The following is a 17,354-nucleotide window of genomic DNA, read 5'->3' on the forward strand; positions in this document are numbered from 1 at the left end:
CGCTGTGCCCGACGCGTTCAGGGGAAATTCGGGTGAATCAATTCGGGCCGCTGACCGCTCAGGTCTGCAGATGCTCGTCCCTGGCGACAAAACCGCGGTCGAGGTGCTTCGACTTCGGCAGCGCGATGAATTCCCAGCGCTGCGTCCTGCGATCGTTCATGACGGCGACGTCCGGCGCTGCCGGGGCGACCGGCGCCTCTTCCGCTTTCAGCGTCGCCTGAGTGGGGCTTTGATTACGACCGGATGCCGTGCTTTCGTATGCCGTGTGAACCGGCGCGGCAAAACACGACGCCGACAGCGTCACCATGGTCAACAGCGTCGAGATTTTCATCGCCCGAGCTCCTTTGCTCTTGCAGCGCTGAGGCTGCAGCAAGCGCTGTGCCAATGCGGCATCCCGCAGCGTGACACCCGCCTGGCGCGGACCGCGAAAGCGGGCGCCATTTACCATCTTAGGTCGCAAATCGACCGGACGTCGCAGCAAAAACGACAAGGCCGCGTCAACGCGATGGTGAGATTTGCAATTTTCGCAGCCAGCTGTGGTTCCGTCGCGAACGATCGTGCCGCGTTGATGTTGCAACGCAGTATTTTCTGCTGCCGGATGGCGATGCGACGACGTTAAAGCGACGACCTATCCGCGTTCAGACAACGCGCTATCGCAGCACATCGAACTGCGTCCACGGCCACGACGGCCGGTCGTGCATGTAGCCGTTCAGCCAGTTCCATTGCGGGTGGCGCTTCATGAAAGCCTGCGCGTCGAACGGGCGGCCGCACGGATGACCCCAGCGGGCCCAGAACGCCATATCGCGCGCCATTTCGCTGTCGACCACCTTGCCGTCGTTCGCGCCCCACGGGTTGAACGGGCCGTGATCGGAGCCGCCAAAGCGCTGGTCGTCGAGTTCCAGATGGCCGCAGATCGTGCGCGAGCAGGGGTTGTCGCTGCGATCGAGATAGACGTCATGATGGTCGGCGATCATTTCTTTCGCGACGTCGATATCGATCTTGCCGTGATGCTGCTCGGCCAGTTGCATGAAGCGCAGGCGCCGCGCGCCGTTCCTGCGCACGTCGGTGTAATCCTCGCCTTCGCCGACGCATTCCTGATTGCGGATCTTCAGGTCGGTCGCGGTGTTGTAGCCGCTGTAGAAGCCGTTCTTCGTGCGCTCGAAGCCCGAAAAGTGCAGACCGAGTTCGTAACGGGCGATCTCGCCCGTCTTGACGTCGCCGAGCAGCCAGCTGTTCGCGTAGCCACCGTTGTTCGCGACCGCGAATATCTCGCACCATTCGCCGATGCTGTTCGCGTACTGCGTCGCGCGCCGCGAGCGGTAGAACTCGGGCGCGCCGGCCGCGTTGTAGCCGGCAAAGTTGGAGATGGTCGTCTCCGTCACCATCAGGCCGGCGGACGTGACCCAGAAATCCGTCAGGCTCGAAATGCAGCCGGGCAACCCCTGCATCAGGATGCGATGGCCGGAATCGGGGACGATGTCGAACACGACGTTGAATGCGTCGCCTGCGGCGTAGCGGTCCCACGAGTTGTGCGCCATGACGATGCGACCGTCGCGCGTCGCGTCGCCGGTGGCGATGAAGGCGCTGCAGTGGTGGCCGCGGCGTCCGCGCCATGGCTTCAGGCCGAGGCGCGGCTGCTGCTGGGCCACGTGCGCCGGCCACCAGCTTTGCAGCAGATCCATGTAGCCGTTCCATGCCAGCACGTCGGCGAACGGCAGCTTCGCGCCGTCGGCGATGCCCTGGATTTCGTCGGCGAATTCGGTGTCGAGGCGCGGCGCGAATTGCGAGACGGCGGCATTGACGAACGTGTCGAAGTCTTCGCCGGTGTCCCACTTCGCGAGATAGCGGGCCGTGCTGATCGCATGCTGGATCTCGGCCGCGAGAAGCTGGCCGTGCTGTTCGCCACGGTCGTACGGTTCGCCTTCGATATGCACGAAAATCCAGCCGGCATGATCGCGGCGGACTGCGTCGCCTGAAGGGTCGCTCATCTTCGCTCCGGGTCGAAAAGACGGTCACGTGGGGTCGCGCTTTCGTCTGCGCTCAACCGGAGAGCGCAGCTCGGCGTGCTGCGTGACCCGTTTTCAATTCTAGAACCCTAACGCGCCGGATTCATCCGGAAATATGCATCGAGCAGCGACGTCTTGTACACGACGCCCGCGAGCGTCGGACACGCGGCGCTTTCGATCACCGGCAGCCGCTCGCCCTGAAACGCCATGAAATGCTGCAGTGCGACGCCGAGCGGCATATCGGGCGTCAGCACGTCGAAATGCGGCTGCAGATAATGCGCGGCGGTGCGCATCGAGGTGTCGTGTTTGTCCAGCAGGTCGGAAGTGATGTCTTTTAGCGCGACGACGCCCAGAAAGCACGCCTTGTCGTCGACCACGTACAGATATTTCACCGGATATTCGAGGAACACGCGCGTCATGTCCTGCACGGTCGCGGTCAGCGGCACGATCGTCTCGGCGGGTTTGATCAGCTCGCGCATCTGCGTTGCACGCAGGCGCATGCGTTCCTGTTCCTCGCGGTTGCGCACCAGCGTGATCTCGTACATTGACGTCTTGCCGATCGCGCGCGACACGAAATACGCAACCACGCACGACAGCATCAGCGGCAACACGACCTGATAGCTCAGCGTCATCTCGAAGATCATCAGGATCGCCATCAGCGGCGCCTGCGTCGCGCCCGCGAGGAACGCGCCCATGCCGACCATCGCATACGCGAACGGTGCCGACGTGCCGTGCGGCCACAACGCGTGCATGCCGAGGCCAAACAGCGAGCCGAGCACGGCGCCGACAAACAGCGTCGGCGTAAAGATCCCGCCGACGGCGCCCGAGCCCGCCGTCGCGGCCGTCGCGACGAGCTTGAAGATGAGCACGAAGATCAGGGCGGTCCACGTCCACGGCGAATGCAGGATCGAGTTCACGACGCTGTAGCCGTTGCCCCATACATCCGGCGACCACACCGACAGAACGCCGACGACCAGCCCGCCGAGCGCAAGCTTGACCGGCAACGGCAGCGGCATTTTGCGAAAGCTCGCCTTGGACAGATCGAGCAGCCGCAGGAACTGCGGCGCGGCCGCGCCACACAGGAGGCCGAGCGCGACGAAGAGCAGCACCTCGACGCCCGTTACCGGCGGGAAGACGGGCATCTCATACGGCGGCTTGTAGCCGGCGAATTCGCGCATCGTGATGTTCGCGACCACCGAGGCGACCACCACCGGCCCGAAGCTTTCCATCGCGATCGAGCCGAGCACGATCTCGGTCACAAAAAACGCGCCGGCGATCGGCGCGTTATAGGCGGACGTGATACCCGCGGCCGCTCCGCAGGCGACCAGCAGACGCAGACGCGGCGGGTCGAAATGCACCCAGCGGCCGATCAGCGAAGCGCAGAGCGCTGCGAGCTGCACCATCGGACCTTCACGGCCGATCGAGCCGCCGCTCGCAATCGTGAACAGCGACGACACGCTGCGCCACAGGCTCAGCCGCACCGGCACGACGCCATCGCCGATCGCGACGGCTTCCATGTAGTCGGTATGACTTTTTTTATCGGCGCCGCGACGCGCGACCAGCAGGAAGAAGCCGGCGATCAGACCGCCCGCCGCGGGCAGCCAGATCCGCACGGTCCACGGCAGCCGTTGCGCCATTTCAACGATGCCACTTGCGCTGCCGGAAATCGCGAACTGAAGTAGCGCGATGCCTTCGCGAAACGCGACTGTCGCGAACGCGCCGGCGACGCCGACGATCACCGACCACACCAGCATCGTATGGTCGTCGGACAGGCGGAACAGTGTCTGGGCGCGCGTGCGCAGCTTCAGCAGGAATGAAAGCACGAAAGAAACAGGGCAGAGAAGAGGTTGGAGGGCGCGCGCCAGCATAGCAGCACGCGTGTTGTGTGAGCCGCGTTCAACGCACGGCCTTGTCGAGTTCCGGGTAGTGCCGGAAGACGCACGCTTCGTTGTGCGGAATGCGTCGGTCCGACTCGAGATACGCCGCGAGTTTCGGCCGCGCGATGACTGCATCATGCAATGCGGCGAGCCGCGGCCAGTGCTCGCCGAAATGCTTCATCGCGAGCGGGAACGCGTAGTACAGACCGTCGATCAGCTGGAACATCGACAGATCGACGTACGTCAGCGCACTGCCGACAAGCCAGGCGTCGCCATCAGGGTTCTGCTTCAGCACGCGCTCGAAGTATTTCATGAACTTCGGAAGGCGATTGTCGATGAAGTCGTGCGCGCGTACCCTGGCGGCATCTTTCTGGTCTTCGTAATACAGGCCGGTGGCGAGCGGATGATGCGTGTCATGCACTTCGGTGACCATATCGGCGATGGTCAGCTGCAGGCCGTTCACGACGTAGCGCAGCGCTTCGTCATCGGGCGTGAGGCCGAGTCTGGGGCCGAGGTAAAGCAGGATATTGGCGGTCTGCGCGATGACGAGATCGCCGTCCTTCAGGAACGGCGGTGCAAACGGCGGATGCGGCTCGCTTTTGCTCCTGAGCACGTTCATCATCGCGCCGGTGCCCAAACCGTCGCTGTCCGGCTCGCGGGTCACTTCGATATAGTCGGCGCCGGCTTCCTCCAATGCCAGCCGCACGAATTCGCCGCGGCCTTGCAGGCCGTCCCAGTAAAAGAGTTCATAGGCCATCGATCGATCCTCGCTCGGGTTGTGAGTTCGACTGCGCGAGCAGAAAGTATGCCGCGCCGGCGCGCGATGTTGTTGCTGTTTAGGCGCTCTTTGAGCGGTCGACAGAAACCTGCACGTGAGCGCGATCGGGCAGCCATGCGAACTCGCGTATGAACGGGCGCGCACCATCGCGCCGCGAAACGCAAAAAGCCCCGCGCGAGGCGGGGCTACCGATCGGGCCGGTCGGGCGGGGCGTGCTAGCCGAGCAGGCGTTCGACGGCCCACGTAATCCCCAGTCCGCCGCCGACCAGCCACACATACAGGATCAGTCCGGTCGTGAGTGCACGCGGGCCGGCCTGCTTCACCGCCGAGATGCGGGTTTCGATGCCGAGCGCGGTCATGGCCATCGTGAGCGCGAAGGTGTCGAGCGTGTTCAGCGTATGCGTCGCGGCTTGCGGCAGCACGTGCATTGAGTTGACGATCACGAGCGCGAGGAAGCCCAGCGCGAACCAGGGTACAGCAAGCTTGCGCGTCGTGGCCGCGCCGTTCGCCTTGCCACTCGCAACTGCGCTGCGTGCCGACCGGTTGAGCCACACACCGAGCGCGAGCAGCACCGGCACGAGCAGCATCACGCGGGTCATCTTGACGATCGTCGCGATATGCGTGGCTTCCGGGCTGACATTGCTCGCCGCGCCGACAACCTGCGCAACCTCGTGGATCGTGCCGCCGAAGAAGAGACCCGCGCCGAGCGTGTCGAGATGCAGCCAGCCTGCGTGATAGAGCACCGGATAGAGGAACATCGACAGCGTGCCGAACAGCACCACGCTGCCAACTGCCATCGCGCTTTGATGCGGCTTCGATTGCAACGTGGATTCGAATGCGAGCACGGCGGCCGCGCCGCAGATCGCGCTGCCGGCGGCGGTCAGGAGCGCCGTGTCGCGATCGAGCTTCATCAGCTTCATGCCGACCCACGTGCCGATCGCCAGCGTGCTGACGACGATCAGCACCGATTCCACCAGCCCCGGCAAGCCGACCTGGGCGATTTCCTGCAGGCTCACGCGCAGCCCGAAGAACGCAACCGCGATGCGCAGCAGCTTGCGCGCCGAAAAGTTGACGCCAGCGGCCCAGCTTTCGGGCATGCCGTCACGCAGCGCATTGCCGTAGATCGCGCCGGCGACGATGCCGATGATCAGCGGGCTCATCCCGAGCCCCGCGATGAACGGGAGCGACGAAATGCTGGTGACGGCCGCGGCAAAAAGCGCGACGAAGAGAACGCCGTTGAGCTGGCCGCGCGTTGACGGCGCCTGACGGGCAATGGCTGGAGCGGAGGCGGTGGACATGGTGTTCGTCCTCAATGAATCAGTTCGATGCGATGGCCTAATCCTAATTTGAATATATCGATATGAAAAATCGTCATTTGTGACGTAAAATATCGGCTAATCTGATATTTAAGCGCCATGACCCCCGACCAACTGATAACGTTTGCCGTAGTTGCCGAGCACCGGAACATCAGCCGGGCCGCGGTGGCGCTGCATCTGTCGCAGCCGGCGGTGTCTGGCCAGTTGCGCCAGTTGCAGGACGAGTTCGGCGAGGCGCTGTACCAGCGTGACGGGCGCGGTGTTCGCCTGACGCCAGCGGGCGAGCAGCTCGCAAGCTACGCAGCGCGACTGCGCGACACGTGGCAACAGGCGCATGCGTATCGCGACGCACTGCGCGGTATGGAACGCGGCACGCTGCGCATCGGCGCGAGCACCACGCCCGCGAGCTATCTGCTGCCCTATCTGATCGCGGAGTTTCACCGGCGCTATCCGGAAGTCACGCTCCATACCGCCGACGGCAACACGTCGGACATCGTCGGCGCGCTCGGGTCGGTCGACATCGCGATGGTCGAAGGGCCGGTCGGCTCCGACCTGCCGCCCGATACAGCCGTCCACCCATGGAGCGAGGACGAGATCGTCGCGATCATGCCGCGGACGCATCCGTTGGCCGCAGCGCGCGAAGGCTCGCCCGCTTCTGACCGGAATTTGACGCTCACCGAGCTCGGCGCGCACGCGCTGGTGCTGCGCGAAACGGGCTCGGGCGTGCGACAGATGGTCGAGCGGGCGTTTGCCCGCGCGGCCGTGCCGATGCGGGTGGCACTCGAGATCGCGGGCGTCGAGGGCGTCAAGGAAGCGGTGCGGGCAGGGATGGGCATCGGTTTCGTGTCGGCGATGTCCATGCGGCACGAAGACCATGTCCTGCGTCTTTTTTCGCTCGCGCCCGAGCCCCTCACGCGTCGTTTCTCGATCCTGATTCCGCACGCGAGCGCGCCATCGCGGGTCGCGGAACGTTTCCTGGAACTGAGTCTGGCGGGCGCCGGGTGACGACGCACGCGTTAAGGAACCGGTTCCAGGGGATTTCCACTATGGCGCCGTGCAATCCCGGAGCGCAGTATTCTTCCAACGAAGCGCATGAGCGCTTTTTTGAAATTTCGAGATGGAACCGGTTCCATCTGAATGGAACGGGTCGAACGAAGGGTAAATCCGACATGCCTGATATCGTGATCGTAGCTAGCTCATTCGGCGCGGATGCCATCCGGCGCGACGGGCATCAGGCGTGGCTGAGTCCGGCGGCAACGGCCGGCGCCTCCGCGTTCGAAGTGCGGCGTGAGCTGTTTACCTCAGAAGAAGACACCGCGCCGGACGTCCTCAACGACCTCGGCGAAGCGATCGACGAACTCGGCATGTGGTCGGTTTATTCAACACCCGCGTCGCTTTACACCTCCGAAGGCGCGCTCGACCTGGGCGCGCTGCGTCTCGCGCTCGCCGAAGGCGAAGCGCTCGGCGCTCGCTTCGTGAAGCTGCAACTCGGCGGATTCGCGACCGAAGCCGGCGGCGCCGCGATCGCGGCATGCCTGCGCGATGCGAACATCCGGCTCGTCGTCGAAAACGGACAGCTGAAGGAAGGGGGTGAGCTTGCACAGTTCGTGCGCCTCTTCGAGGCGCTGGAACGCGAGGGCTATCCGGACGTGCTCGGCATGACGTTCGACATCGGCAACTGGCAATGGCCCGGCGAAGCGCCGCTGGAAGCCGCGCGACAACTCGCGCGGCACGTCGAATACATCCACTGCAAGGCGGTGACAGGCGAAGGCGCGCGGCGTTTCGCGATCGCGCCCGCGGCCGACGATCCGGTCTGCGCAGCCGTCCTGCCGCTGCTGCCGCGTGATGTGCCGCGCGGCATCGAGTTCCCGTTCGACACGGGCCGCCTCCACGCGGACGCGTCGCGCTATGTGGCGTGGCTCGCCGCCGCGTAGTCCTGCACGATCGACTTAAGCGACGTACCCGACACAAGCTGCGCGGCCCGTAAGGAACGTGCGGTACAAAGGACCAGCCATGAAACCGACACTCGATGTCATCACCTACGGCGAAGCGATGGCGATGTTCGTCGCGGCAGAAACCGGCGCGCTTGCCGACGTGTCCCGCTTTACACGGCGCATCGCCGGCGCCGATCTGAATGTCGCGATCGGGCTCTCACGCCTTGGTTTCAAGGTGGGCTGGATGAGCCGCGTCGGCGACGATTCGTTCGGTCAGTACGTGCGCGACACGCTGGCGAAAGAAGGCGTCGACGGCGGCTGCGTCACCACCGATAAGCGTTATCCGACCGGTTTCCAGCTCAAATCGAAAAACGACGACGGCAGCGATCCGACCGTCGAATATTTTCGCAAGGGTTCGGCGGCAAGCCATCTGTCGGTTGAAGACTACGTGCCGGATTACGTGCTGCCTGCGCGCCATCTGCATCTGACGGGCGTCGCGCCTGCGTTGTCCCCGACATCGTGCGAGCTGGCCTTCCATCTGGCGAAGGAAATGCGCGCTGCCGGCAAGACGATCTCGTTCGATCCGAACCTGCGCCCAACGCTGTGGCCGTCGCGCGAAGCGATGGTCGCTTCGCTGAACGCGCTCGCCGCGCATGCCGACTGGGTGCTGCCCGGCATCGGCGAAGGCGAGATCCTGACCGGCCATACGAAGCCTGAGGATATTGCGGGCTTCTACCTCGATCGGGGCGCGCGTGGCGTCATCATCAAACTCGGCGCGAAGGGCGCGTATTTCCGCACCGCCGACGATGCAGGCGTGATCGCTTCGCAGCCGGTCGCGAAGGTGGTGGATACGGTCGGCGCGGGCGATGGATTCGCGGTGGGCGTCGTCAGCGCGCTGCTGGAAGGGCGCGCGTTGCCGGAAGCGGTCGCGCGCGGCAACCGCATCGGCGCGCTGGCGATCCAGGTGATCGGCGATTCGGAAGGCCTGCCGACGCGCGCCGAACTCGACGCGCTCGAACGCGGAAACCTCTTCGCTACGACAGACACAGAACGCAAGGTGTCAGAGACGCTGCACTGAACGTGCAATAAGGCGCGACACATTCATTTATTGTTTCAGGGCTCAAGGAGACACCCATGGCCACCTCATCACTTGCGATCCGCCGCTGGTGGACGATCATGCCGATCGTCTTTATCACCTACAGCCTCGCGTACCTCGACCGCGCGAACTTCGGCTTCGCGTCGGCGGCCGGGATCAATCAGGATCTCGGCATCAGCAAAGGCCTGTCCTCGCTGATCGGCGCACTGTTCTTTCTCGGCTACTTCTTTTTCCAGATTCCGGGCGCGATCTACGCCGAGCGGCGCAGCGTCAAGAAGCTCGTGTTCTGGAGCCTCATTCTGTGGGGCGGATGTGCGGCGCTGACCGGCATGGTCAGCAATATTCCTTCGTTAATGGTGATCCGCTTCGCGCTTGGTATCGTCGAAGCGGCGGTCATGCCGGCGATGCTGATCTTTATCAGCAACTGGTTTACCAAAAGCGAACGCTCGCGGGCCAATACGTTTCTGATTCTGGGCAATCCCGTGACGGTGCTGTGGATGTCTGTTGTGTCGGGCTATCTCGTGCATTCGTTCGGCTGGCGTCACATGTTTATTGCGGAAGGCGCGCCGGCGATCCTCTGGGCCGTGATCTGGTGGTTCATCGTGCAGGACAAGCCGGCGCAGGTGTCGTGGCTCGCGCCGCACGAAAAGAAGGCGCTCGACGACACGCTGCGCGCCGAGCAGGCCGCGATCAGGCCGGTGCGCAATTACAGCGAGGCGTTCCGCAATCCGGCTGTCATCAAGCTGTGCGCGCAGTATTTCTGCTGGAGCATCGGTGTCTATGGTTTCGTGCTGTGGCTGCCGTCGATCCTGAAGAACGGTTCGACGCTCGGTATGGTCGAGACCGGCTGGCTGTCGGCGCTGCCGTATCTCGCCGCAACGATCGCGATGCTTGCGGCCTCGTGGGCTTCGGATAAACTCAATGCCCGCAAGGTGTTCGTGTGGCCGTTCCTGCTGATCGGCGCGGTGGCGTTCGCGGCCTCGTATGCGCTCGGTTCGACGCACTTCTGGATGTCTTACGCGCTGCTCGTGATCGCAGGCGCCGCGATGTACGCGCCGTACGGCCCGTTCTTCGCGATCGTGCCGGAACTGCTGCCGAAGAACGTCGCTGGTGGCGCGATGGCGCTGATCAACAGCATGGGCGCGCTCGGATCGTTCGTCGGCTCGTATGTGGTCGGCTACCTGAACGGCGCGACCGGATCGCCCGCGGCATCGTATGCGTTCATGAGCGTGGCGCTTGTCGCCGCCGTGATCCTGACCCTCGCGGTCAAGCCGCAACCTGCGCAGCACACACCTGCACTCGCTACGCCGTTGCAAGGAAAATAAGCCGATGAAGAACAAGATTGTCGCGTACAAGCCGTTGCCCGCCGATGTCATGTCGTATCTGAGTGAACACGCAGACGTGGTCGAAGTCGACGCCGCGCAGCACGATGCGTTCGTCGCCGCGTTGAAGGACGCCGACGGCGCGATCGGCGCGAGCGTGAAGATCACGCCCGCGATGCTCGACGGCGCGACGAAACTGAAAGCGCTGGCGACGATCTCGGTCGGCTTCGACAACTTCGATGTCGCGGATCTCACGCAGCGCGGTATTCTGCTGGCGAACACGCCGGACGTGCTGACCGAATCGACGGCCGATACGGTGTTCTCGCTGATTCTGGCAACGGCCCGGCGCGTCGTCGAACTCGCGAATGTCGTGAAAGCGGGCGAATGGAAACGCAGCATCGGCGCTGAACATTTCGGCGTCGACGTGCAGGGCAAGACGCTCGGTATCGTGGGTCTGGGACGCATCGGCGGAGCGGTCGCGCGACGCGCGGCGCTCGGCTTCAACATGCGTGTGCTGTACACGAACCGCAGCCCGAATGAACAGGCGGAAAAGGCGTACGGCGCACAACGCGTCGAACTCGCGGAGCTGCTGGCGCAATCCGACTTCGTCTGCCTGCAGGTGCCGCTCACGAAGGAAACTCATCACCTGATCGGTGCGGCCGAATTCAAGGCGATGAAGAAAAGCGCGATCCTGATCAACGCGTCGCGCGGCCAGACCGTCGACGAAGCCGCGCTGATCGATGCGCTCAAGGCCGGCACGATCCATGGCGCGGGGCTGGACGTGTTCGAACACGAACCTGTCGGTGCGGATTCCCCGTTGCTGTCGATGAAGAACGTCGTCGCGCTGCCTCACATCGGTTCGGCCACGCACGAGACGCGTCACGCGATGGCGCGCTGCGCAGCCGAAAATCTCGTCGCGGCGCTCGACGGCAGCCTGCGCACGAATATCGTCAACCGTGATGTACTGAAGTCATGAGCACGCCCGTTCGCACGGCCGCTTTGCGGCGCGCCACCATCAGCGACGTTGCGCGGGAAGCGGGCACCGGCAAAACCAGTATCTCGCGCTATCTGAACGGCGAGACGAATGTGCTGTCGCCCGATCTGCGCGCGCGGATCGAAGCCGCGATCCAGCGTCTCGACTATCAGCCGAACCAGATGGCGCGCGGTCTCAAGCGCGGCCGCAACCGGCTGATCGGCATGGTGGTTGCCGACCTCACCAATCCGTACACGGTCGAAGTGCTGCAGGGTGTCGAAGCGGCGTGCCACGCGCTCGGCTACATGCCGCTGATCTGCCACGCGGCGAACGAAGTCGAGATGGAACGTCGCTTTCTGGCGCTGATGACGACGTATCGCGTGGAGGGCGTGATCGTCAACGCGCTCGGCGTCTGCGAGGAAACGCTGCGGCCGGTGGGTGGCGGCGGTATTCCGGCGGTGCTGGTCGACCGGACCGTGGAAGGGCTGAGCGCCGATATGGTCGGGCTCGATAACGCGGCGGCCTCGCAGCTCGGCACACGTCATCTGCTCGAACGCGGCTTCGACGAAATCTGCTTCGTCGTGCAGCCGTTCGACAACATCAGTTCGCGACGCCAGCGTGAAGCGGCATTTGGCGAAGTGATGCGCGGCGTGAGCGGGGCGCACGGTCTGACGGTCGTGCTCGATCTTGGCGACGAAACCGCCACCCAGCGCGCGCTGGACGCGCTCGACCACACGGTCGACGCCGCTGCCGCCGCGGGCAGACGGATCGCGTGGTTCGCGGCCAATGCGCCGGTCGCGCTGCGCCTCGCGCTGCATCTGAAGACGTGCTACGGCGCGCACTGGCAGGAGCGCGTCGCGCTGCTGTCCTTCGACGATCCCGACTGGGCCGAACTCGCCGGCATCTCGACGATCCGTCAGCCGACGTACGACATCGGCTATCGCGCAGTCGAGTTCCTGAGCCAGCGCATCGATGGTGCGACCGAGGCCGCGCGTGACTGTCTGCTGCCGGGCGAACTGATCGTCCGCGCGTCAACCGGGCGCTGATCTGCGATCATCGATTCTCAACGGTGCTAACAGGGTCCGAAAGTAACGAACGCTCAATGTCCCAACCACAATGCCGCCGAATGAACCGTCGGCCCGCGTAATGCGGCGACTGGGCGCGATGGTCCATTCCCCGTGGCGCAGTCTTGATTTGTCACTCTGTCGCGACGGCACTGCCGCCCAGATACGCTGCGCGAACCCGGCTATCCTGCGCCAGATCCTGGGCGGGGCCGGCGAGCGCGATGCGGCCGCTTTCCAGCACGTAGGCCCGATGGGCGATTCGCAGTGCCTGGCGTGCGTTCTGCTCGACGAGCAGGATCGAGGTGCCTTCGCTGCAGATGTCGGCAATCATGCCGAAGATCACCCGGACCAGTTTCGGGGCCAGTCCCATGGACGGTTCGTCCAGCACGACGACGCGCGGCCGCAGCATCAGGGCGCGTGCGATTGCCAGCATCTGTTGTTCGCCACCGCTGAGCGTGCCCGCCAACTGGCTGCGTCGCTCCCCGAGCCGCGGGAAGGTCCGATAGACCTCAGTCATGCGTTGTTCCAGCAAGGCGCCGTCGGCCCGGATCAGATAACCGCCGAGCCGCAGATTTTCCTCGACTGTCAGCGCCCCGAACATGCGACGGCCTTCCGGCACATGACCGAGACCCAGGGCCACGATCTGGTGGGCCCGCAGTCCGGTGAGCAGGTGCCCGGCCATCACGACCTGTCCAGCACGTGGGCGAATCAGGCCGGAAATGGCGCGTAGCGTCGTGGTTTTGCCCGCCCCGTTGCTGCCGAGCAATGCCACGATCTCACCTTCTGCGACGTCCAGCGATATGCCATGCAGAACCTCTACGTTCCCATAGCTCACGTGCAAATCGCGGATTTCTAGGAGTCCCACAGCGACTTCTCCCCGGCGGCATCGTCAGCCGCTTCGTCTATTCCGGCTGTACCGAGATACGCGTCGATCACACGCGGGTCGGCCTGGATCTCGATTGGCGGACCCTCGGCGATGATGACGCCATGGTCCATGACGATGATCCGGTCCGACACGCCCATCACCAGCATCATGTCGTGTTCGATCAGCAGCACCGTCACGCCAAGATCCCGAATACGCCGGATCAATTCCATCAGCGCGTGCTTCTCGGTCGGATTCATCCCCGCGGCCGGCTCGTCCAGCAGCAGGAGATGCGGGTTGCTGGCGAGCGCACGAGCGATCTCCAGCCGGCGTTGATCGCCATAGGGCAGGTCGGCCGCGCGTTCGCCCGCCCGGGCGCGGAGGCCGACGAAGCTGAGCCAGCCCAGGCCCTCTGTCGCGTGATCGGCCGCCTCGGAATGAGCGGAGGGTAGCGCAAGCAGCTCGGCGATCAGTTGCGTTCGGAGCCGATGGTCCATGCCGATCAGCACGTTCTCGAAGGCAGTCATGTTGGCAAACAGGCGGATGCCCTGGAAGGTGCGCGCCATGCCGCGGTGGACGATGCGATGCGGCGCTCCGCCCACTAGCGAGGCGCCGCGCCAGAGAACCTGACCGCCGGTCGGACGCGTCACCCCTGTGAGACAGTTGAACACCGTGGTCTTTCCGGCGCCGTTCGGGCCGATCAGGCTGAGGATCTCACCGCTGCGCACCGTAAAGCTGACGTCGCCGACTGCCAGCACCCCGCCAAAGCGGCGCTGCATGTTGCGCACCTCGAGCATGATTTCATCGGCGACGGTCTCCCGGGGCACGGGCTTTGCGGCGCCGGCGCCCTCGCGCGGCGGCGCCACGCGGCGCAGTGGCGCCGGCCACAGGCCTTGCGGCCGGAGCAGCATCAGGATCACCAGCCCGATCGCGAACCCGAAGATGCGCCAAAGGTTGAGGAAACGCAGCATCTCGGGCAGGCCGGCAACGATCACGGCGCCGAGTATCACGCCAGGAATGCTCCCTCGACCGCCAAGTACGACGATGATCAGGATCGTGACGGACTGCAGATAGGTGAAACCGGTCGGGTCGATCGTCCCGAAGCGCGCAGCGAACAGGCTGCCGCCAAAACCGCCGATCAATGCGCCCATGACGTAGGCCAGCAGTTTGACGCGCAGCGTCGGCACGCCGACGGCCTCGGCAGCCGCCTCGTCCTCGCGGATGCTGGTCCAGGCGCGGCCGAGCCGCGACTGGCCGAGCCGGATCGCGAACACCAGCACCAGCACGAGGAACGCGATGCCCAGTTCGTAGACCGCATGGGGCGAACTGATCTCATAGCCGAACAGGCTGGGGCTGTCGATGCCGTAGATGCCGTTCGGGCCGCCCGTAATCCGAAGGTTGGTGGCAATGATGCGCGTGATCTCGCCGAACCCGAGCGTGACGATCGCCAGGTAGTCGCTGCGCAGGCGCAGGGTGGGGTAGCCGATGACGATGCCCGAAGCGCCGGCAAACGCGAGGCTGAACGGCAGCGTTTCCCAGAACGAGAAGTGCAGCAGTGTTTCCAGCAGCGCCGTCGTGTAGGCGCCGATTGCAAAGAAGGCTGCATAGCCCAGATCCAGCAGCCCGGCATAGCCGACTACGATATTCAGCCCGAGGCCGAGGATCGAATAGGTGGCGATGGTCAGGCCGACATCGACGATATAGCTGCTGGCGACAGCCGGCAGCGCCACGGCAGCGACAAGAAGACCGGCGCCGGCCGCAGGGCGGCGCCAACGCGCTGAAGCCGGCGTCGTGCCCATGGCCTACATTCTCTCGACGACGCGTTCGCCGAACAAGCCAGTCGGCTTGATCACGAGCACACCGATCAGCACGCCGAACACCAGCACATCGGTCCACTGCGACGAGACATAGCCGGCGCCGAAGGCCTCGAGCAGGCCAATCAGGATGCCGCCGGCCATCGCACCTGGAATGTTGCCGATGCCGCCGAGAACGGCGGCGGTGAAAGCACGAAGACCCAGCACGAAGCCCATGAAGAAATTGATCTGGGTGTAGAAGAGCCCTTCCATGACCCCTGCGACGGCGGCCAGCACGGAACCTAACAGGAAGGTCAGCTGGATCAGCCGCTCGACATTGACGCCCATCAGACGTGCCGCGTCCTGATCGATCGCCAGCGCGCGCATGGCCGTGCCGAGGAACGTGTGATGGACGAAGAAATACAGCGCCAGCATCAGCGCAAGGCTCACCGCGATGATGCCTATCTGTGTGAAGCTGACCCGCACGCCGAGCAGATCGAATCCTGCCTGGCTGAGCACATGCGGATAGGTGTCGAAGCCCGCGCCGTAGAGCAGCAGCACGCCGTTCTCCAGCGCGAGAGAAACGCCGAGCGCCGTGATCAGAATCGACAGCCGCGGCGCGCGCAACAGCGGCTGGTAGGCCAGCCGCTCGATGGCGAGGCCGAGGGCGCCGGTGACCGCCATCGAAGCGACGAGCGCAATCAGCAGCGTCAGGGCGAGCGGCAGGTGCACCGCGGCGAGCGCCGTCAAAGCGGTCCAGCCGACGAACGCACCGACCATGAACAAGTCGCCGTGAGCGAAGTTGATCAGCCGGATAATCCCGTAGACCATCGTGTAGCCGAGGGCGACGAGGGCATAGAAAGAGCCGGTCGTCAGCCCTTCGACGACGAACTGGAAAAAGGTGCTCATGGCCAGGCCCGGCGCGCGTCAGGGCCTACTTCATCGCCACCCAGTGTCCACCTGAGTCAAGTCGCTGGTAAGGCGTGAAATTGCCGCCGCGCACGGTAATGACGATATACACCGCGTTGCTGCGGTCGCCTTTCGCGTTGAAGCCGATCGTCCCAGTCACGCCCTGATAGCCCGAGATCTTGTGCAGAGCAGCACTGACGGCCGCAGGCGCCGTCGATTTTGCGTCCGCGATCGCTTTTGCGGTGACTCCGACGGCATCGTATTCGTACACGGAATAGGGGCCGGGACCTTGCCCGTAGGCCTTCGTATAGTCGTCGACATAGCCGTGCGCGGCGCTCAGGAACTGCGCCAGCGGCGCCGTTGTGATGACCATGTCGTCGGCCGCGGGGCCGGCTGTTTTCATCAGCGTGGGGTCGTTGGTGGCGTCGCCGCCCATCAGCGTCATCTTCAGGCCCAGTTGCCGCGCCTCCTTCACCAGCAGGCCGGCTTCGGCGAAATAGCCGGTGTAATAGATAACGTCCGGCTTCAGTGCGGCGACATGGGTTAGCGTCGGCGAGTAATCCATCTGGCCGGGCGTGATCGCATCGTCGTAGACGACGTCGACGCCGTTCTTCTTCAGCGCTTCCACCGTGTTGTCGGCGAGGCCCTTGGAATAGGTCGTGTTGTCGTTGATGACCGCCGCACGTTTTGCGTGCAGGAAGTTCTTGATGAAGTTGGCGGCGAACGGGCCCTGCTCGTCGTCACGGCCGATCGTGCGGAACACGTTCTGGTAGCCCATCTCGGTCAGTTTGGGATTGGTCGACGCGTCCATCACGTAGGGAATGCCGACACGGTGAAAGGTCGTCAGTTCTGGCAGCGCTGCGCTGGAGCAGTAACCGCCTGCCACCGCGACGACGCCCGCATCGACAAGTTTCTGCGCCGCCTGCACCGCTGTCTGCGCGTCGCAGGCGTCGTCTTCCGGCACGAGCTCGATCTGCTTGCCGAGCACGCCGCCAGCCGCATTGATTTTCGCGGCGGCCAGCTTGGCGCCGTTGACGATGTCCTGGCCGGCATTGGCGCTGCTGCCTGATAGCGGCGCGGGCACGCCGATCTTGATGGTGGCGCCCTGGCTTCGGGCCAGGCCGGGGACCGTGCCGGCGAGCACGGCCAGAGCGGCCATGGCCGCGATTGTCGTTCGCCGCAAGACGCGAACCGCGTCGGGCGTGCCATTCTTCTGAGCAATCATGTTAGTGACTCCTTATTGTGAAAGGGATCAAAGCGATCCGCCACGCGGATAGACCGGTGACATCAGAAAGCGGACGAAAACGTGTGTTCGCGTGCAATGCATGATCTGCTGGATCAACAGCCTGGCGGGCAGGCTCACCGCGGCGCCGTCAGGAAAGTGCTCCTTTCATGATAGGTCTCGCCGCCCATTGGACGGGCTA

15 protein-coding genes are annotated in these 17,354 nt (G+C 64.4%); 6 read left to right on the top strand and 9 right to left on the bottom strand.

What is annotated here, in order from left to right:
• Positions 1 to 58: 58 nt before the first annotated feature.
• The 5 genes from P3T16_RS17825 to P3T16_RS17845 form a co-directional block, all read right to left on the bottom strand.
• Entirely contained in the window at positions 59 to 331 is a 273-nt protein-coding gene (locus P3T16_RS17825; RefSeq protein ID WP_429343358.1) for a hypothetical protein, read from the bottom strand.
• 319 nt (positions 332 to 650) lie between these two features.
• The gene (locus P3T16_RS17830; protein WP_429343263.1) at positions 651 to 1,988 is read right to left on the bottom strand and encodes a C45 family autoproteolytic acyltransferase/hydolase; all 1,338 of its coding nucleotides are present in this window, start codon (positions 1,986 to 1,988) and stop codon (positions 651 to 653) included.
• A gap of 107 nt (positions 1,989 to 2,095) precedes the next feature.
• Positions 2,096 to 3,829 carry a ClcB-like voltage-gated chloride channel protein gene (locus tag P3T16_RS17835; protein WP_429343264.1) on the bottom strand — a complete coding sequence of 578 codons (1,734 nt, stop codon included), beginning with the start codon at positions 3,827 to 3,829 and terminating at the stop codon, positions 2,096 to 2,098.
• Positions 3,830 to 3,902: 73 nt separating this feature from the next.
• Entirely contained in the window at positions 3,903 to 4,640 is a 738-nt protein-coding gene (locus tag P3T16_RS17840; RefSeq protein WP_429258921.1) for a glutathione S-transferase, read from the bottom strand.
• Positions 4,641 to 4,876: 236 nt separating this feature from the next.
• Complete coding sequence (locus P3T16_RS17845) at positions 4,877 to 5,959, bottom strand: YeiH family protein (RefSeq protein WP_429258920.1); 1,083 nt, start codon at positions 5,957 to 5,959, stop codon at positions 4,877 to 4,879.
• A gap of 117 nt (positions 5,960 to 6,076) precedes the next feature.
• Between P3T16_RS17845 and P3T16_RS17850 the strand changes: the two genes are divergently transcribed.
• The 6 genes from P3T16_RS17850 to P3T16_RS17875 all read left to right on the top strand — a co-directional run bounded on the left by P3T16_RS17850 (position 6,077) and on the right by P3T16_RS17875 (position 12,348).
• Positions 6,077 to 6,982, top strand: a complete 906-nt coding sequence (locus P3T16_RS17850; protein ID WP_429343265.1) for a LysR substrate-binding domain-containing protein — start codon at positions 6,077 to 6,079, stop codon at positions 6,980 to 6,982.
• Between the two features lie 164 nt (positions 6,983 to 7,146).
• Positions 7,147 to 7,911: a sugar phosphate isomerase/epimerase family protein gene (locus P3T16_RS17855; protein ID WP_429343266.1), complete on the top strand. Its 765-nt coding sequence runs from the start codon at positions 7,147 to 7,149 to the stop codon at positions 7,909 to 7,911.
• Between the two features lie 79 nt (positions 7,912 to 7,990).
• A complete protein-coding gene (locus P3T16_RS17860; RefSeq protein WP_429343267.1) occupies positions 7,991 to 8,989 on the top strand; it encodes a sugar kinase in 999 nt (332 codons plus the stop codon).
• Between the two features lie 56 nt (positions 8,990 to 9,045).
• Entirely contained in the window at positions 9,046 to 10,332 is a 1,287-nt protein-coding gene (locus P3T16_RS17865; RefSeq protein ID WP_429258916.1) for an MFS transporter, read from the top strand.
• 4 nt (positions 10,333 to 10,336) lie between these two features.
• The gene (locus P3T16_RS17870; protein ID WP_429343268.1) at positions 10,337 to 11,305 is read left to right on the top strand and encodes a 2-hydroxyacid dehydrogenase; all 969 of its coding nucleotides are present in this window, start codon (positions 10,337 to 10,339) and stop codon (positions 11,303 to 11,305) included.
• Positions 11,302 to 12,348 carry a LacI family DNA-binding transcriptional regulator gene (locus tag P3T16_RS17875; RefSeq protein WP_429343269.1) on the top strand — a complete coding sequence of 349 codons (1,047 nt, stop codon included), beginning with the start codon at positions 11,302 to 11,304 and terminating at the stop codon, positions 12,346 to 12,348. Before P3T16_RS17870 ends, P3T16_RS17875 begins: the two co-directional genes overlap by 4 nt.
• Before the next feature lie 151 nt (positions 12,349 to 12,499).
• Here P3T16_RS17875 and P3T16_RS17880 read toward each other — a convergent pair whose 3' ends face one another.
• Genes P3T16_RS17880 through P3T16_RS17895 form a run of 4 tightly spaced genes read right to left on the bottom strand, consistent with a single transcriptional unit; the run spans position 12,500 to position 17,155 of the window.
• Entirely contained in the window at positions 12,500 to 13,231 is a 732-nt protein-coding gene (locus tag P3T16_RS17880; protein ID WP_429258913.1) for an ABC transporter ATP-binding protein, read from the bottom strand.
• Positions 13,219 to 15,027, bottom strand: coding sequence for an ABC transporter permease subunit (locus P3T16_RS17885; protein ID WP_429343270.1), 1,809 nt, complete (start codon positions 15,025 to 15,027; stop codon positions 13,219 to 13,221). The genes P3T16_RS17880 and P3T16_RS17885 overlap by 13 nt, the downstream gene beginning before the upstream one ends.
• Positions 15,028 to 15,030: 3 nt before the next feature.
• The gene (locus P3T16_RS17890; protein WP_429258911.1) at positions 15,031 to 15,930 is read right to left on the bottom strand and encodes a branched-chain amino acid ABC transporter permease; all 900 of its coding nucleotides are present in this window, start codon (positions 15,928 to 15,930) and stop codon (positions 15,031 to 15,033) included.
• 25 nt (positions 15,931 to 15,955) lie between these two features.
• The gene (locus P3T16_RS17895; protein ID WP_429258910.1) at positions 15,956 to 17,155 is read right to left on the bottom strand and encodes a branched-chain amino acid ABC transporter substrate-binding protein; all 1,200 of its coding nucleotides are present in this window, start codon (positions 17,153 to 17,155) and stop codon (positions 15,956 to 15,958) included.
• Positions 17,156 to 17,354 lie beyond the last annotated feature (199 nt).

It is taken from the genome of Paraburkholderia sp. GAS42 (genome assembly GCF_050436565.1).
In the GTDB taxonomy this organism is placed as follows: domain Bacteria; phylum Pseudomonadota; class Gammaproteobacteria; order Burkholderiales; family Burkholderiaceae; genus Paraburkholderia.

What these genes read in the sequence shown, in the direction of transcription:
- P3T16_RS17825 (WP_429343358.1), bottom strand. Translation starts at nt 331, where the DNA reads ATGAAAATCTCGACGCTGTTGACCATGGTGACGCTGTCGGCGTCGTGT.
- P3T16_RS17830 (WP_429343263.1), bottom strand. Translation starts at nt 1,988, where the DNA reads ATGAGCGACCCTTCAGGCGACGCAGTCCGCCGCGATCATGCCGGCTGG.
- P3T16_RS17840 (WP_429258921.1), bottom strand. Translation starts at nt 4,640, where the DNA reads ATGGCCTATGAACTCTTTTACTGGGACGGCCTGCAAGGCCGCGGCGAA.
- P3T16_RS17845 (WP_429258920.1), bottom strand. Translation starts at nt 5,959, where the DNA reads ATGTCCACCGCCTCCGCTCCAGCCATTGCCCGTCAGGCGCCGTCAACG.
- P3T16_RS17850 (WP_429343265.1), top strand. Translation starts at nt 6,077, where the DNA reads ATGACCCCCGACCAACTGATAACGTTTGCCGTAGTTGCCGAGCACCGG.
- P3T16_RS17855 (WP_429343266.1), top strand. Translation starts at nt 7,147, where the DNA reads ATGCCTGATATCGTGATCGTAGCTAGCTCATTCGGCGCGGATGCCATC.
- P3T16_RS17860 (WP_429343267.1), top strand. Translation starts at nt 7,991, where the DNA reads ATGAAACCGACACTCGATGTCATCACCTACGGCGAAGCGATGGCGATG.
- P3T16_RS17865 (WP_429258916.1), top strand. Translation starts at nt 9,046, where the DNA reads ATGGCCACCTCATCACTTGCGATCCGCCGCTGGTGGACGATCATGCCG.
- P3T16_RS17870 (WP_429343268.1), top strand. Translation starts at nt 10,337, where the DNA reads ATGAAGAACAAGATTGTCGCGTACAAGCCGTTGCCCGCCGATGTCATG.
- P3T16_RS17875 (WP_429343269.1), top strand. Translation starts at nt 11,302, where the DNA reads ATGAGCACGCCCGTTCGCACGGCCGCTTTGCGGCGCGCCACCATCAGC.
- P3T16_RS17885 (WP_429343270.1), bottom strand. Translation starts at nt 15,027, where the DNA reads ATGGGCACGACGCCGGCTTCAGCGCGTTGGCGCCGCCCTGCGGCCGGC.
- P3T16_RS17890 (WP_429258911.1), bottom strand. Translation starts at nt 15,930, where the DNA reads ATGAGCACCTTTTTCCAGTTCGTCGTCGAAGGGCTGACGACCGGCTCT.
- P3T16_RS17895 (WP_429258910.1), bottom strand. Translation starts at nt 17,155, where the DNA reads ATGATTGCTCAGAAGAATGGCACGCCCGACGCGGTTCGCGTCTTGCGG.